14 protein-coding genes are annotated in these 15,343 nt (G+C 71.0%); 9 read left to right on the top strand and 5 right to left on the bottom strand.

The features are described 5' to 3' along the window. The first annotated feature begins 28 nt into the window (after nt 1–28). On the top strand, nt 29–1,051 hold the full coding sequence (locus ACNNMR_RS26800) for a DNA-directed RNA polymerase subunit alpha (RefSeq protein ID WP_165233872.1): 1,023 nt from the start codon (nt 29–31) through the stop codon (nt 1,049–1,051). Between the two features lie 141 nt (nt 1,052–1,192). Beyond that, nucleotides 1,193–1,705, top strand: coding sequence for a 50S ribosomal protein L17 (rplQ, locus tag ACNNMR_RS26805; RefSeq protein WP_419997230.1), 513 nt, complete (start codon nt 1,193–1,195; stop codon nt 1,703–1,705). A gap of 88 nt (nt 1,706–1,793) precedes the next feature. On the opposite strand, the gene ACNNMR_RS26810 is transcribed toward rplQ, so the two are convergent. Then, nucleotides 1,794–2,237, bottom strand: a complete 444-nt coding sequence (locus ACNNMR_RS26810; RefSeq protein WP_419997231.1) for a peptidoglycan-binding domain-containing protein — start codon at nt 2,235–2,237, stop codon at nt 1,794–1,796. A gap of 135 nt (nt 2,238–2,372) precedes the next feature. Between ACNNMR_RS26810 and truA the strand changes: the two genes are divergently transcribed. Together truA and ACNNMR_RS26820 are read left to right on the top strand one after the other, a co-directional pair. Next, nucleotides 2,373–3,224, top strand: coding sequence for a tRNA pseudouridine(38-40) synthase TruA (truA, locus tag ACNNMR_RS26815; protein WP_420000481.1), 852 nt, complete (start codon nt 2,373–2,375; stop codon nt 3,222–3,224). 194 nt (nt 3,225–3,418) lie between these two features. Then, on the top strand, nt 3,419–5,245 hold the full coding sequence (locus ACNNMR_RS26820) for a glycoside hydrolase family 3 protein (protein ID WP_419997232.1): 1,827 nt from the start codon (nt 3,419–3,421) through the stop codon (nt 5,243–5,245). Between the two features lie 31 nt (nt 5,246–5,276). Here the strand turns inward: ACNNMR_RS26820 and ACNNMR_RS26825 are convergent, their stop codons facing one another. Continuing rightward, nucleotides 5,277–6,086, bottom strand: coding sequence for a hypothetical protein (locus tag ACNNMR_RS26825; RefSeq protein ID WP_419997233.1), 810 nt, complete (start codon nt 6,084–6,086; stop codon nt 5,277–5,279). Between the two features lie 78 nt (nt 6,087–6,164). Here ACNNMR_RS26825 and ACNNMR_RS26830 point away from each other — a divergent pair, with 78 nt between their 5' ends. From ACNNMR_RS26830 to glmM, 4 genes are all read left to right on the top strand, one after another. Beyond that, nucleotides 6,165–7,784: an ABC-F family ATP-binding cassette domain-containing protein gene (locus ACNNMR_RS26830; protein WP_419997234.1), complete on the top strand. Its 1,620-nt coding sequence runs from the start codon at nt 6,165–6,167 to the stop codon at nt 7,782–7,784. Between the two features lie 217 nt (nt 7,785–8,001). Next, nucleotides 8,002–8,445 (top strand): 50S ribosomal protein L13, encoded by a 444-nt coding sequence (rplM, locus tag ACNNMR_RS26835; protein ID WP_420000482.1) that lies wholly within the window; start codon nt 8,002–8,004, stop codon nt 8,443–8,445. Between the two features lie 42 nt (nt 8,446–8,487). Then, nucleotides 8,488–9,006 (top strand): 30S ribosomal protein S9, encoded by a 519-nt coding sequence (rpsI, locus tag ACNNMR_RS26840; RefSeq protein WP_419997235.1) that lies wholly within the window; start codon nt 8,488–8,490, stop codon nt 9,004–9,006. A 153-nt stretch (nt 9,007–9,159) separates the two neighbouring features. Beyond that, nucleotides 9,160–10,518 (top strand): phosphoglucosamine mutase, encoded by a 1,359-nt coding sequence (gene glmM, locus ACNNMR_RS26845; RefSeq protein WP_419997236.1) that lies wholly within the window; start codon nt 9,160–9,162, stop codon nt 10,516–10,518. On the opposite strand, the gene ACNNMR_RS26850 is transcribed toward glmM, so the two are convergent. After that, the gene (locus ACNNMR_RS26850; protein ID WP_419997237.1) at nt 10,515–11,294 is read right to left on the bottom strand and encodes an SDR family oxidoreductase; all 780 of its coding nucleotides are present in this window, start codon (nt 11,292–11,294) and stop codon (nt 10,515–10,517) included. The genes glmM and ACNNMR_RS26850 overlap by 4 nt on opposite strands. A 78-nt stretch (nt 11,295–11,372) precedes the next feature. On the opposite strand from ACNNMR_RS26850, the gene ACNNMR_RS26855 reads away from it, so the two are divergent. Continuing rightward, nucleotides 11,373–12,254, top strand: a complete 882-nt coding sequence (locus ACNNMR_RS26855) for a sigma-70 family RNA polymerase sigma factor (RefSeq protein WP_419997238.1) — start codon at nt 11,373–11,375, stop codon at nt 12,252–12,254. On the opposite strand, the gene ACNNMR_RS26860 is transcribed toward ACNNMR_RS26855, so the two are convergent. Together ACNNMR_RS26860 and ACNNMR_RS26865 are read right to left on the bottom strand one after the other, a co-directional pair. Next, nucleotides 12,251–14,224: a family 20 glycosylhydrolase gene (locus ACNNMR_RS26860; RefSeq protein ID WP_419997239.1), complete on the bottom strand. Its 1,974-nt coding sequence runs from the start codon at nt 14,222–14,224 to the stop codon at nt 12,251–12,253. The two genes, ACNNMR_RS26855 and ACNNMR_RS26860, sit on opposite strands and share 4 nt — an antisense overlap. Before the next feature lie 108 nt (nt 14,225–14,332). Continuing rightward, complete coding sequence (locus tag ACNNMR_RS26865) at nt 14,333–15,316, bottom strand: DUF389 domain-containing protein (RefSeq protein WP_419997240.1); 984 nt, start codon at nt 15,314–15,316, stop codon at nt 14,333–14,335. Nucleotides 15,317–15,343 lie beyond the last annotated feature (27 nt).

Raw genomic sequence — 15,343 nt, forward strand, 5'->3', positions numbered from 1 at the left:
GGTCGCCCAAAACTGGAGGCAACACCTCATGCTGATTGCTCAGCGCCCCTCATTGACCGAAGAGGTCGTCGAGGAATACCGGTCGCGGTTCGTCATCGAGCCGCTGGAGCCGGGCTTCGGCTACACCCTCGGCAACTCTCTCCGTCGGACCCTTCTCTCCTCGATCCCGGGCGCCGCTGTGACGTCGATCCGGATCGATGGCGTGCTGCACGAGTTCACCACCGTGCCGGGCGTCAAGGAGGACGTCACCGACCTCATCCTGAACATCAAGCAGCTGGTCGTCTCCTCGGAGCACGACGAGCCCGTCGTGATGTACCTGCGCAAGCAGGGCCCCGGCGTGGTCACCGCTGCTGACATCGCCCCGCCGGCCGGCGTCGAGGTCCACAACCCGGACCTGGTCCTGGCGACCCTGAACGGCAAGGGCAAGCTGGAGATGGAGCTGACCGTCGAGCGCGGTCGCGGCTACGTCTCCGCCGTGCAGAACAAGCAGGTGGGCCAGGAGATCGGCCGGATCCCGGTCGACTCGATCTACAGCCCTGTGCTCAAGGTCACGTACAAGGTCGAGGCCACCCGTGTCGAGCAGCGCACCGACTTCGACAAGCTGATCGTCGACGTCGAGACCAAGGAGGCCATGCGTCCGCGTGACGCCATGGCGTCCGCCGGCAAGACGCTGGTCGAGCTCTTCGGTCTCGCGCGTGAGCTGAACATCGACGCCGAGGGCATCGACATGGGCCCGTCCCCGACGGATGCCGCCCTGGCCGCCGATCTGGCGCTGCCGATCGAGGAGCTGGAGCTCACCGTTCGGTCGTACAACTGCCTCAAGCGTGAGGGCATCCACTCCGTGGGTGAGCTCGTGGCGCGGTCTGAGGCGGACCTGCTCGACATCCGTAACTTCGGTGCGAAGTCGATCGACGAGGTCAAGGCGAAGCTGGCCGGCATGGGCCTGGCGCTGAAGGACTCGCCTCCCGGCTTCGACCCGACCGCCGCCGCCGACGCCTTCGGCGCCGACGACGACGCGGACGCCGGTTTCGTGGAGACCGAGCAGTACTGAGTTAGCACTTCCGGGGCTTTACGCCTCGGGTTCCCCGGGAAGCGACCGCTTCCCGGGGTCCGCGACGGGGATCGACCCTGATCCCCGCAGGACCCGTACCGGTACCTGATACGGCCGGTGCGGAGACAGAGGAGAAAGATCATGCCGAAGCCCGCCAAGGGCCCCCGCATGGGCGGCGGCGCAGCACACGAGCGTCTCATGCTGCGCAATCTGGCCACCGCGCTCTTCGAGCACGGCCGCATCACGACGACCGAGGCCAAGGCCCGCCGTCTGCGTCCGTACGCGGAGAAGCTGGTGACCAAGGCGAAGAAGGGCGACCTTCACAACCGCCGTCAGGTGATGCAGCTGATCTCGGACAAGGGCGTCGTGCACACCCTGTTCACCGAGATCGGCCCGCGGTACGAGAACCGCCCGGGTGGCTACACCCGGATCACCAAGATCGGTCCGCGTCGTGGCGACAACGCCCCGATGGCCGTGATCGAGCTGGTCGAGGCGATGACCGCCAAGTCGGAGACCGTGGCCGAGGCCACCGCCGCGACGAAGCGCTCTGCCAAGGACGCCGAGGAGGCCCCCAAGGCCGACCTCACCAAGGACGAGACCCCGGCCGCGGATGACGCTGCCGAGGCCCCGGCCGAGGAGTCCAAGGACGCCTGAGCTCGCGCGCGTCTTTGACGTACGAGCATGAGACGGGCCCGCTCTTCCCCCGGGGAGAGCGGGCCCGTCGGTTTTGGTGGCGGTGCTTTTACGGGAGGTACTTGTTGCAGGCGCCCGCCCACTCGCCCCAGCCGTACTTCTTGGCGTCGGCGCGCATCTTCTTGGCGGTGACCGGGCCGACGATGCCGTCCCGGGAGATGTGCTTGATGCCCTGGTAGTAGCGGACGGAGGCGGCGGTCTTCTTGCCGTAGATGCCGTCGACGGTGGTCGGCTTCCAGGAGTCCATGAACTCCTGCACACAGCGGACGCGGTAGCCGCGGGCGCCCGGGCCGATGTTGCCGCCGGCCTGCGTGGTGACGTCGTCCATGGCGCCGTCGCCGTCGACCTGCTTCACGGCGGCGGGCTTGCCGAGCGGCTTGCCCGCGTCGGTCTTCGTACCGCCATCGCCGCTGTCGCCGCCGCAGGCGGTGAGCGAAACGGCGAGAATGCCGGTGGCGAGGGCGGCGGCGCCGCGCTTGGTCCAGATGTTCATCGTTTCCCCCGTGAATCGATGTGCTGTGCCGGACGGGATAGGAGACACCGGTGCGGGCAATGGTGGTTGCGGTGGACACGTCACAGGGTTCTGTTCAAAATTTGACGGCTTGGCAACGAGGGGCATATGCAGCGCGTGACTGATGAGGTGGCTCCCGGGTTCGTGCGAGTCCGGCTCGACCTCTCGTACGACGGCCGGGATTTCCACGGCTGGGCAAAGCAGACGGGCGCGCAGCTCGGCAAGCGGACCGTGCAGGGCGAGCTGGAGAGCGCGCTGCAGGTGGTCACGCGGCAGCCGGAGCCCTTCGAGCTGACGGTCGCGGGGCGGACGGACGCCGGGGTGCATGCGCGGGGGCAGGTGGCGCATGTGGATCTGCCGGAGTCGCTGTGGGCGGAGCACGGTGCCGCGGGGCTGCGGCGGCGGCTTGCCGGGCGGCTGCCGATGGATGTGCGGGTGTGGGGGGTGGCGGAGGCACCGGCGCACTTCAACGCGCGGTTCTCGGCCGTGTGGCGGCGGTACGTGTACCGGGTGTCGGATCATCCGGGGGGCGTCGATCCGCTGCTGCGGGGGCATGTGCTGTGGCACAACTGGCCGCTGGACGTGGAGGTGATGAACGCGGCGGCGGAGAAGCTGCTCGGGGAGCACGACTTCGCGGCGTACTGCAAGCGGCGGGAAGGCGCGACGACGATCCGGCGGCTGCTGGAGCTGCGGTGGGAGCGTACGGGGGAGGGTGTGCTGGAGGCGACCGTGAAGGCGGATGCCTTCTGCCACAACATGGTGCGGGCGCTGGTGGGGGCGATGCTCTTCACCGGGGACGGGCATCGGGGGGTCTCGTGGCCGGGTGAGGTGCTGGCGGCGCGGGTGCGGGATTCTTCGGTGCAGGTGGTGCGGCCGCATGGGCTGACGCTGGAGGAGGTCGGATATCCGGCGGACGGGGAGCTGGCGGCGCGGAATCTTGAGGCGCGGCAGGTGCGATCGCTCGGCTAGCTGTTGGGCGTGGGCCGGGGACGGAGTTCCGCGACACCACCGAAAAAACGTGGTGGTCAGCCGCCGCTGGGGACGCTGGGTTTTTTCGGCGGCGTCGCTCCACTCCGTCCCCTCCTTGCGCTGCCGGGTGCGGTCGCGCTCATCGCGGCGCGGCGTGCCGGGATTGTCCGGCTTCGAGCGGTTCCATTGTGCGTATGCGTGGTCGCTCTGTGCTCGGTGCCGTTCTGCTCGCCCTGCTTGCCGCTTGCTCCGCGCCTGGTGACGCGCCCGAGGCCGAGCGGTCCGAAGGGGCGCGGGCCCGATGCTCCGGTGCTGACGGCTGCCTGGAGCAGATGACGCTCGGCGAGAAGGCCGGGCAGATGATTCAGCTGCAGAATGCCTTCCTGGCGGACCGGCGGGATCTTGGGCGGCTCGGCATTGGGGCCATGCTGAGCGGGGGCGATGACGGCGGGCCCAAGGGGAAGGCGGGGACCGCCGCCGAGTGGGCCGGGATGGTCGAGGGGTATCAGCGGGCGGCCGGGCGGAGCCGGCTGGGGATTCCGCTGCTGTACGGGGCCGATGCCGTGCATGGCATGAGCGCGGTGCGGGGGGCCGTGATCTTTCCGCATCACATCGGGATGGGGGCCGCGCGCGACCCGCGGCTGGTCGCGCGGGCCGAGCGGGTTACGAGGGACGAGGCCCTGGGGTCCGGCGTGAACTGGAACTTCACGCCCTGCCTGTGCGTGCCGCGCGATGCGCGGTGGGGGCGGACGTACGAGGGCTACGCCCAGGACCCGGCCCTGGTCGGGAAGCTGGGCGCGGCTTCGGTGAGAGCCACGCAGGGCAAGGCGCTCGGGCGCGGCTCCGTGCTCGCCACCGCCAAGCACTTCGTCGGGGACGGCGGGACGGCGTACGGGACGGCCGACGGGGACCGGATCCTCGACCAGGGCGACGTACGCGTCGGCGACGCCGAACTCCGCGAGGTCCACCTCGCCCCGTACCGCGAGGCGATCCGCGCCGGCGTCGGGTCGGTGATGGCCAGCTACTCCAGCGTCGACGGCGTGAAGACGCACGGGGACAAGAAGCTCCTCACCGGCGTCCTCAAGGGCGAGCTCGGCTTCAAGGGCTTCGTGGTCAGCGATTACGACGGGGTGCAGCAGCTGCCGGGGAAGGGCCTGCCCGAGCAGGTGGCGCGGGCCGTGAATGCCGGTGTCGACATGGTGATGGTGTCCAAGGACTACCGCGGGGTGCGGGACGCCATCGTGGGCGGGGTGAAGGACGGAAGCATCCCGCGCGGGCGGGTCGATGATGCCGTGCGGCGGATTCTGACCGTAAAAGAGCGGATGGGGCTCTTCGACGCACCCGCCGCCGGCCGGCGGGAGCTGACCCGCCAGGTGGGTTCGGCCGCGCACCGGAAGGTGGCGCGGGAGGCGGTGCGGCGGTCGCAGGTGCTGCTGGAGAACGACGGCGTGCTGCCGCTGCGGAAGAAGGGCCGCTACCGGATCGTGGTCGGCGGCAATGGCGCCGATGACCTCGGGCGGCAGCTGGGCGGCTGGTCGATGGGGTGGCAGGGCGGCAAGGGGCGTACGACGACGGGCACGACCTTCCTGCATGCGCTGCGGAAGGCCACGGCCGGGACCGGCATCGAGGTCGTCACCAAGGGGCGCGGGGACGTCGGGATCTGGGTCGGCGGGGAGAAGCCGTACGCGGAGTGGTTCGGGGACGCGAAGGATCTGGCGCTGGGGGAGCGGAATGCGCGGGAGCTCGGGGATGTCTGCTCGCGGGCGAAGAAGTGCGTGGGGGTGCTGTACTCCGGGCGGCCGCTGGCCATCGGCGGGCAGCTGAAGGAGACAAATGCCTTTGTCGCCTCATGGCTGCCCGGGACCGAGGGGGAGGGCATCACGGATGCGCTCTTCGGGGGCGGGTTCAGCGGGCGGCTGCCGGTGGCCTGGCCGCGTACGGCCGCGGGTCCTGTCGCGCAGGCCGGGACCGGCGGGGGAGAGCCGCTGTTCCGGTACGGGCACGGGCGGCGGCCGTACTGACCTGGGCTACTGCCCCCAGGCGCTGACCGGGCTACTGGTCCTCGGCCTCCGCCGCCGCCGATGCCTGGCTGCGGCCGCGGGCCATCAGGCGCTCGTGGGTCAGCTCGGCGGCGTCCTTCACGGCCGCCTTCGACTTGCTCTCGCCGACGGCCACGTCCTTGCCGTTCGTGTAGCCGGCGATCGTGAAGTAGGCGTACCGGCCGAGGTAGTTGGCGGTCAGCCGGCAGGCCGTGCCGCGGCAGAACTGCGGGACGCCCGAGCCGGGGAGCGGGGTGACATTGCCCTTCGCCTGCTTCGCGGCGGCGCCGGCCTTGTCCGTGTTCTCGAAGACCGCGACGCCGATGGTGACGGCGACGCCGGAGCGGGTGTAGGTGGCGCGGTAGACGGTGTCGCAGCCGTTCTTCTTGAGTACGGCGCCGAGGCCCTCCTGGGTCGCCTTCGTGCAGCCCTTGGTGGTGCTGGTGGCGCCGCGGTTGTAGTTGCGCCCGGCGATGCTCGCCTTCTTGTCCGGGAAGAGGGTGCCGACGGAGAGCGGCGCCTTGTCGTTCTTCGCCGTGGAGATGAAGTCCATCGGGTCCGGCGGCGGCTTGACGTCGGAGAACGTCGGGTCGGCGTCCTTGTCGTCCAGCTTCTGCGGCGAGGGCAGGCTGCTGTCGTCGGCGGAGGGGCTGCCGTCGCCCGAGGTGATCACGGCCGCGGCGACGACGCCGGCGACCACCAGGGTGGCGACGACGGCGGAGACGATGAGGAGGACGGCGCGCTTGCGCTTGCGCGCGGCCTCGGCCTGCGAGGCCAGCTGCTGCCAGTCGGGGGCCGGGCCCCCGCCGTACCCAAAACTCATGGGCGGAACTGTAGCGGCTGCGCCGAGCCGCCCGGAATTCGGTGGCCGGGATCCTCCGCCCCCTGGAGAATCGCGCCCATGGGTCACCTCGAAGCCGCGCACCTGGAGTACTACCTGCCCGACGGGCGGCCGCTGCTCGCCGACGCCTCGTTCCGGGTCGGGGAGGGGGCCGCGTATGCCCTGGTGGGGGCCAATGGGGCGGGGAAGACGACGCTGCTGCGGCTGCTGAGCGGGGAGCTGGAGCCGCACGGGGGGACCGTCACGGCCAGCGGTGGGCTCGGGGTGATGCCGCAGTTCGTGGGGTCGGTCCGCGATGAGCGTACGGTGCGTGACCTGCTGGTTTCCGTATCGCAGCCGCGGATACGGAAGGCTGCCGCGGCCGTGGACGAGGCCGAGCACGCGATCATGACCCGGGACAGCGAGGCCGATCAGATGCGGTACGCGCAGGCGCTCGCGGACTGGGCGGAGGTCGGCGGGTACGAGGCCGAGACGCTCTGGGACAAGTGCACGATGGCCGCGCTCGGCACCCCGTACGAGCGGGCGCAGTGGCGTGAGGTGCGGACGCTGTCCGGGGGCGAGCAGAAGCGGCTCGTACTGGAGGCGCTGCTGCGGGGGACGGACGAGACGCTGCTGCTCGACGAGCCGGACAACTATCTGGATGTGCCCGGGAAGCGCTGGCTGGAGGGGCGGCTGCGGGAGACGGCGAAGACCGTGCTCTTCGTGTCCCACGACCGGGAGCTGCTGGCGCGGTCGGCGGAGAAGATCGTGAGTGTGGAGCCGGGGCCCGCGGGGAGTGACGTGTGGGTGCATGGCGGGGGCTTCGACACGTATCACGAGGCGCGCAAGGAGCGCTTCGAGCGCTTCGAGGAGCTGCGGAAGCGGTGGGACGAGGAGCATGCGAAGCTCAAGCGGCTCGTGATCATGTACAAGCAGAAGGCCGCCTTCAACTCGGACATGGCCTCGCGGCTGCAGGCCGCCCGTACCCGGCTGCGAAAATTCGAGGAGGCCGGGCCGCCGCAGCAGCCGCCGCGGGAGCAGGACATCAAGATGCGGCTGCGCGGAGGGCGGACCGGCGTACGGGCTGTGACCTGCGAGAACCTTGAGCTGAGCGGGCTGATGAAGCCCTTCTCGCTGGAGGTCTTCTACGGGGAGCGGGTCGCAGTCCTCGGCAGCAATGGCTCCGGGAAGTCGCACTTCCTGCGGCTGCTGGCGGGCGACGACGTCGCCCACACCGGGGCCTGGAAGCTCGGCGCGCGGGTGGTGCCGGGCCACTTCGCCCAGACCCACGCCCATCCCGAGCTGGAGGGCCGCACGCTCCTCGACATCCTGTGGAAGGAGCATGCGAAGGACCGCGGCGCGGCAATGAGCGCCTTGCGGCGCTACGAGCTGACGAAGCAGGCGGAGCAGCCCTTCGACAAGCTGTCGGGCGGGCAGCAGGCGCGCTTCCAGATCCTGCTGCTGGAGCTGCGGGGGACGACTGCGCTGCTCCTGGACGAGCCGACGGACAACCTCGACCTGGAGTCGGCGGAGGCGCTGCAGGAGGGGCTGGAGGCGTACGAGGGGACTGTGCTGGCTGTCACGCACGATCGCTGGTTCGCGAAGAGCTTCGACCGCTTCCTGGTCTTTGGCGCGGACGGGAGGGTCCGGGAGACCCCGGAGGCCGTGTGGGACGAGGGCAGGGTGGTGAGGTCCCGCTAACCCTGTTTTGACCTGCCTGGCGGGGAGCCGGTACCCTTCTAGTTCGTTATGTGTATTGGCTTGCTCATTCTCACGTGAGAGGGCCCTTACACCGGCTCACCAGCTGATCCCAGCCTCGTGCACCCGGGTTGCGTCACCCGCGCGTGCCGCCAGGGCTGCGGTGATCGCCTGGTGGCCTTGTCAGGACCCACTCATTGAAGAAGTGAAGGCTACGACCGTGCGTACGTACAGCCCCAAGCCCGGCGACGTCGAGCGCCAGTGGCACGTCATCGATGCCGAGGACGTCGTCCTCGGCCGCCTGGCCACCCAGGCCGCCACGCTTCTCCGCGGGAAGCACAAGCCGGTGTACGCGCCCCACATCGACGCTGGTGACTTTGTCATCATCATCAACGCCGACAAGGTGCACCTCTCCGGCAACAAGCGGACCCAGAAGCTCGCCTACCGCCACTCCGGCTACCCGGGTGGTCTGCGCTCCATGCGCTACGAGGAGCTCCTGGAGAAGTCCCCGGAGAAGGCCATCGAGAAGGCCGTCAAGGGCATGCTCCCGAAGAACACCCTGGGCCGTCAGATGCTCTCGAAGCTGAAGGTCTACCGCGGCACCGAGCACCCGCACGGTGCTCAGAAGCCGGTTCCGTTCGAGATCACCCAGGTCGCGCAGTAAGTCCGGCCACACCCCTAGACGAAAAGAATCTGAGGAGCATTCGTGGCTGAGACCACTGCAGAGGAGACCATCGAGGAGGCCGTCGAGGCCCCCGAGGAGTACACGACCGAGACCCCGGCCGAGGCCGCCTCGGAGTACAGCTCCGAGTCGCTCGCCGGCCGCTTCGGCGACCCGCAGCCGGCCGCCGGCACCGGCCGCCGCAAGAACGCCATCGCCCGCGTCCGGATCATCCCGGGCACCGGCAAGTGGAAGGTCAACGGCCGTACGCTGGACGGCTACTTCCCGAACAAGGTGCACCAGCAGGAAGTCAACGAGCCCTTCAAGGTGCTCGAGCTCGACGGCCGTTACGACGTCGTCGCCCGCATCTCCGGCGGCGGCATCTCCGGCCAGGCCGGCGCGCTGCGCCTGGGCGTCGCCCGTGCGCTGAACGAGGCGGACGTCGACAACAACCGCGGCCCGCTCAAGAAGGCCGGCTTCCTCACCCGTGACGCCCGTGCGGTGGAGCGGAAGAAGGCCGGTCTCAAGAAGGCCCGTAAGGGTACGCAGTACTCCAAGCGCTGACCTCGCGCCTGGTTGTACCCATCGCGTCCCAAACGCGTACCGCCCCGGTGGCACTTCACAGTGCCGCCGGGGCGTTCGCGTATGGTCTTCAAAGGCGTATATCTGTCAGAAGGTAATCAAAACCTGCCGTGAGCTGATCTCGGAGGAACACCAGTGGCTCGACTCTTCGGAACCGATGGCGTGCGTGGGGTGGCCAACGCGGACCTGACCGCCGAGATGGCGCTCGGCCTGTCGGTCGCCGCGGCGCATGTGCTGGCCAAGGCGGGCGCGCAGGACGATCACCGCCCGAAGGCGGTGGTCGGTCGCGATCCCCGGGCGTCCGGAGAGTTCCTGGAGTCGGCGGTGGTGGCGGGGCTCGCCAGCGCCGGTGTCGACGTGCTGCGGGTCGGCGTGCTGCCGACGCCCGCGGTGGCGTATCTGACCGGCGCGCTGGGCGCGGACCTGGGCGTGATGCTGTCCGCCTCGCACAATCCGATGCCCGACAACGGCATCAAGTTCATCGCCCGCGGCGGCCACAAGCTCTCCGACGAGCTCGAGGACGCCATCGAGGAGATGTACCACAAGCACGAGCACGGCGAGCCGTGGGCGCGGCCGACGGGCGCGGGCGTGGGGCGCGTGCGCCGCTACGAGGAGGGCTTCGACCGGTACGTGGCCCACCTTCTCGGGGTCATGCCGAACCGGCTCGACGGCCTCAAGATCGTCATCGACGGCGCGCACGGCGCGGCCGCGCGCGTGTCGCCCGAGGCGTTCCAGCGCGCCGGCGCCGAGGTCATCACGATCGGCACCGACCCCACCGGGCTCAACATCAACGACGGCTACGGCTCCACCCACCTGGACAAGCTCAAGGCCGCCGTCCTCGAACACGGCGCCGACCTGGGCATCGCCCACGACGGCGACGCCGACCGCTGCCTGGCCGTGGACGCCGCCGGCGAGGAGATCGACGGCGACCAGATCATGGCCGTACTGGCGCTGGCGCTCCGCGACGCGGGCGCGCTGCGGCACAACACCGTCGTCGCGACCGTGATGTCGAACCTCGGCTTCAAGCTGGCGCTGGAGCGCGAGGGCGTCGAGATCCTCCAGACCGCGGTCGGCGACCGCTACGTCCTGGAGGAGATGAAGCGCGGCGGCTACGCTCTCGGCGGCGAACAGTCCGGCCACGTCATCGTCCTCGACCACGCCACCACCGGCGACGGCACCCTGACCGGCCTGCTCCTGGCGGCCCGGGTGGCGGCGACGGGCCGCCCCCTGTCCGAGCTGGCCGCGGTCATGGAGCGCCTGCCGCAGGTCCTGGTCAACGTCCCGGACGTCGACAAGTCCCGGGTGTCCTCCTCCCCCGAGGTAGGCGCCGCGGTGGCGGAAGCCGAGCGCGAGCTCGGCGAGACCGGCCGCGTCCTGCTGCGCTCGTCGGGCACGGAGCCGCTGGTACGGGTCATGGTCGAGGCCGCGGACATCGACCAGGCCCGCTCGGTCGCCGGCCGCCTCGCCGACGTGGTGAAGTCCGCGCTCGGCTAGCGCTCCGGCCGCTCCGCCCGCTGCAGCCGCTCGGCCAGGAACTCCTCCCACGTCCGCTTGCCGGTGTCGGCGCCGCGGAGGGTGAGATTCTCGCCGGCCCGGTACGCGCGGCCGACCTTGCCCGGCATCCGCACCGGCAGGGCCGGCCGGCGCTTGCCGCGCAGCCGCAGGTGGCCGCGCGCCAGCTCGGCGAACTCGTACACCTCAGGGCCCGCCAGGTCGGGCACCCGCCCCGCCGGTGCGCCGAGCGTCAGCTCCACCAGCCGGGCCGCCACGTCGCGCGAGTCGACCGGCTGCCACCGCATCCCGCCCGGGGCGGGGAGCACCGGCAGCTTCGCCATCTTCTCCGCCACGGTCAGGGCCAGGTCGTGGAACTGGGCGGCGCGCAGGATCGTCCACGGGATCCCGCTGCCGGTCACGGCCTGCTCGGCGCCCAGCTTGGCCCGGAAGTAGCCCAGCGGGATGGCGTCGGCGCCGATGACCGAGATGTACACCAGGTGCCGTACGCCCGCGGCCTGCGCGGCGGCCACCAGGTGCCGGGTCGCCTCGTCGTCGCCCTTGGGCCCGCCCGCCAGGTGCAGGACGACATCGGCGCCGGCCACGGCCGCCTCGACGCCCTCGCCCTTGAGCAGGTCGCCGGTCACGTACGCGATGCCCTCGCCGGGCTCGCGGTGGTGCCGGCTGAGCACGCGCACCTGGCGACCGGCGGCGGTCAGCAGCGGGGTGACGTGGCGGCCGAGGGTGCCGGTGCCGCCGGTGACCAGTACGAGTGTCATGATGCCTCCGAAGCTTGCGCGGTGCCCGGTTTCCGGGTTCTGCCGCTCTGACACCGGGCGGGGGAGGGGTGTGACACGGTGCGCGAAAAGAATCTGCCGATCGACCGCTTCGAGGCTGACCGGCCCCATCTGCAGGCGGTGGCCTACCGGATGCTCGGCTCGCTCAGCGAGGCCGACGACGCCCTGCAGGAGGCCTGGCTGCGGGCCGCCCGCGCGGACATCAGCGGAGTGGAGAACCTCACCGGCTGGCTGACCACGGTGGTGGGCCGGGTGTGCCTGAACATGCTGCGCACCCGTGCCCGCCGCCGCGAGGAGCCCATCGACGGGCACGGCCGCGACCCGCTGCTCCCCGCGGACGGCGCCGACCCCGAGCAGGAAGCGGAGCTGGCCGACTCGCTCGGGGTGGCCATGCTGGTGGTGCTCGACCGGCTGTCGCCCGCCGAGCGGCTCGCCTTTGTGCTGCACGACATGTTCGCTGTGCCCTTCGAGGAGATCGCTCTGATGCTGGAGCGCTCCCCGGCCGCGACCCGGCAGCTCGCCAGCCGCGCCCGCCGCCGCGTCAAGGGCGGTTCCCCAGCGCCCGCAGCTGATACGGCCCGCCACCGCGAGGTCGTCGACGCCTTCCTGGCCGCCACCCGCGGCGGGCACTTCCAGGCGCTGGTCGCCCTGCTCCACCCGGACGTGGTGCTGCACGCCGACCAGGCGGCCACCCTCACCTCCGAGCCCATCGTGGTCCGCGGCGCCCAGGCCGTGGCCAAGGGGGCGATGGCGGCCACGGGACGGGCCCGGTTCACCGGCCCCGCGCTCATCGACGGGACGCTCGGTCTGGCAATGGCCCCGCACGGCCGCCTGTCCGTGGTCCTGGCCTTCACCATCGCGCATGGCAAGATCACCGGGATCGACGTGATCGGCGACCCCGACCGCCTCGCCGGCCTCGACCTGGCCGTCCTCGACGGCTAACGGGCCCGGATCACGTCCAGCTCGGCCACCGACGCAAAGCTCCCCGACTCCCCGTGCTCGCTCAGCACGCGCAGCGCCACATGCCGGGCCGTGACCGGCGCGAACGGCACCTGGTGCTCCGTACGCTCCTCCGGGAAGGCGCCCGCGGCGACCTTGCGCCACCGCTTGCCGTCGTCCGAGACGAGGACCTCGTAGTCGCGCACCCGGCCGTTGATGCCGCCGTCCTGGCGCGGCATCTGGCGGATGCCCGCGATGCGCTGGCGGCTCCCCAGGTCGATGGTCAGCTGCTGCGGCAGCTGCGCGTCGTAGGCGCTGTGCCAGTGCGTGTACGGGTCGTTGTCCACGGCCCGCGCCGCCTGTCCCGCCTCGCCGGCCGTCTCCGCGCTCGTCGCGCTCGCCCGCCAGCCGTCCTGGGAGAGCATGCCCGGGTTGATGGCGCCGGTCGCCGCGTGTACGTCCACCGGGCCCGCGTCGCCGACCTGGTCGTAGCGGTCGAGGAAGGGCCGTACGTCCGAGCCCGCCGGGGTCGCCCACGTGCGGTCGGCGACGACGGCGAGCGGGCGGCGGGCGAAGTAGTCGACCCAGGTCAGCGGCAGCGTCTGGGTGCGGTCGGACCAGCGCGAGACGCGGTAGCCGAGTATGCCGGGGGCGGCCGTGAAGGCGTAGTCGCGGTAGGTGGTGCGGATGTCGAAGAAGCCGTAGTCGCCGGGCTTGGCGCCGAAGCCGGGGGACACGTACAGCTTGCCGTCCTGGGTACCGATCGTCGGATAGCCCTGCTTGGCGCGCTCTTCCGGCGGGGCCAGCCATTCGTTGACGACGATGCGCTTGTCGGGGTCGATGCTGGTGTCCTGCTGGTAGTCCCACCACTGCCAGATCTGGGTGGTCTTGCCCTTGGCGCGGACGGCGGCGTCGAGGTCGTCGATGAACTCGACGAGGACGTCCCCGGGGTGCGGATAGCCCTGCTTCTTCTGGTACGCGACCAGCTCCGGGCACTTGTTCTGCTCGCCGGCCAGCGGGATCTCATCGGTGCCGACATGGACGTACGGGCTGCGGGTGAAGATGTCCGCCACCTCGCCGACCAGGTCGCGGGCGAAGGCGCGGGTGGCCGGCTTGGTGTAGTCGAGGGTCCAGTGGCCGCGGTCGGAGCCCTCCCAGCTGTTGTTGGGCCGGGACATCGACTCGCAGCTGAAGGCCAGGTCGGGGCGGGCGTCGCCGATGGACACGGCATGCCCCGGGAGGTCGATCTCCGGGACGATGGTGATGCCATAGCGGGCGGCGTAGCGTTCCAGCTCGCGCAGCTCCGCCACGCTGTAGTGCTCGTCGGCGACGATCTCCGGGTGCTTGGCGCTCTCGACGCGGTAGCCGTTCCAGTCGCTCAGGTGCAGGTGGAAGGTGTTGAGCTTGTACCAGGCCAGCTGCCGGATCTGCTGCTTGAGATAGTCCACCGTGAAGTAGCGGCGGCCCACGTCGAGCATCTGGCCGCGGGAGCCCTGGGTGGGCCAGTCGCGGATGGTGCCGCGGGCGACGGCGCGCGGGTCCTTGGCCGTACGCAGCGCCTGGAGCAGGGTGCGCGTGCCGTACAGGGCGCCGCGCCGGTCGGCGGCGGTTACGCGGGCCGCGGCGCCGAGCTTGAGCTCGTACCCCTCGGGGCTGTCCCCGGGCGCCTTGCCGCCGAGGGCCAGCGCGATGTCGTGTGACCGGGGAGCGCCAGTGGCGATACGGGGCCGTACGCCCTCCTGCTCGGCCAGCTCGCCCGACAGCATCTCGGCCACGCCGGCGAGGGCCCGGTCGTCGATGACGATCCGGCTGCCGCGGGTCAACTCCCAGGTGCCGGGGGCGGCTTCCCAGTGCCGTACGGCGGGGACCGTGACCGGCGGCGGCGCTGCGGCCGCCTCGGCCTGCGCGGGCGGCGCGGTCATGGCGGTGGCCAGCAGGGCCCCGGCGACCAGGGCGATGCGGACGACGGGCATGGGCTGCTCCCGGAGTCGGGGACACGGCGACTGCCAGGCCTATCAGGCGAGTTGACGGAGGGTCCATGCACCCGAGCGGGACGTGGTTGGACTTTCCTGGCTTCCCGGCTAGAGGTGCCCGTGTGTCTTCTGGGTACGGGCGGCACGCCGCAGATGCTGGATGACCGTCTCGTGCTGGATGGACCAGTACAGCTTCTGGATCAGCAGCGTCAGCGTGCCCGCCACCACAATGCCCAGCAGATTGAGCAGCAGCTGCTCGGTGGAGCCCCGGGCCTGGCTGAAGTTGCTGTAGCTCAGGGCGATGGCGGCGTTGGCGGCGGCGGGGACCGTGGTCACCGAGATCGCGACGCCGACCAGGGCGCCGGACTTCGACGAGGTAAGCGAGAGGGTGCCGGCGGCGCCGGCGAGGAGTGCCACGATGAACGAGAACGCGTCGGGGTTCGTGATGAATGCTGTCTGCGGCCGGTCGCCGCTCTGCAGATGCCCCACGGTGAAGTATCCGAGGGCGTCCATCAGCTGGCTGAAGCCGAGGGTGAACAGCATCGCCGCCGCAAAGCCCGCGAGCAGCGCGATCAGCGACCGCGCCACCAGCCGCGGCCGCCGCTGCACCAGCGCCACACACATCCCGGCCAGCGGCCCGAACTCCGGGCCCACCGCCATCGCCCCCACGATCAGGATCGCGCTGTCGATCATCACGCCGCACGCGGCCAGCAGCGTCGCCAGGGTCAGCATCGCGACGAACGTGACCGACAGCGTCGACTCCTCGTGCGTCTCCTCGACCAGCGACTCCCACACCACCGCGTCGGCGCCCTCACCAGGCGCATCCCGCTCGGCCTGATCGGCGCGCTTGGAGAGGCTGAGGTCGACGTGGTCCACCGCCACCGCGCCCTCGTCGCACAGCCCCCGCTCCCGCAGCTGCTGCAGCAGCCCGTCCGCGGCCTCCCGGGCCACATCGCACATCACGATGTCGCCCTCGGGTTCGAGGGAGGCGCCCGGCAGAAGGGCCACATGGGTGGTACCCACCGTCTTGTGGATGAGGCCGAGGACTTCCTCGGTCCGCGCGGACGGCGTCTGGATGCGGAGGTGCAGCATGCGCCAGAGCGTAGCCGTAGCCGTACG

The sequence above is a fragment of the Streptomyces boninensis genome (assembly GCF_048572725.1).
GTDB lineage: Bacteria > Actinomycetota > Actinomycetes > Streptomycetales > Streptomycetaceae > Streptomyces > Streptomyces boninensis.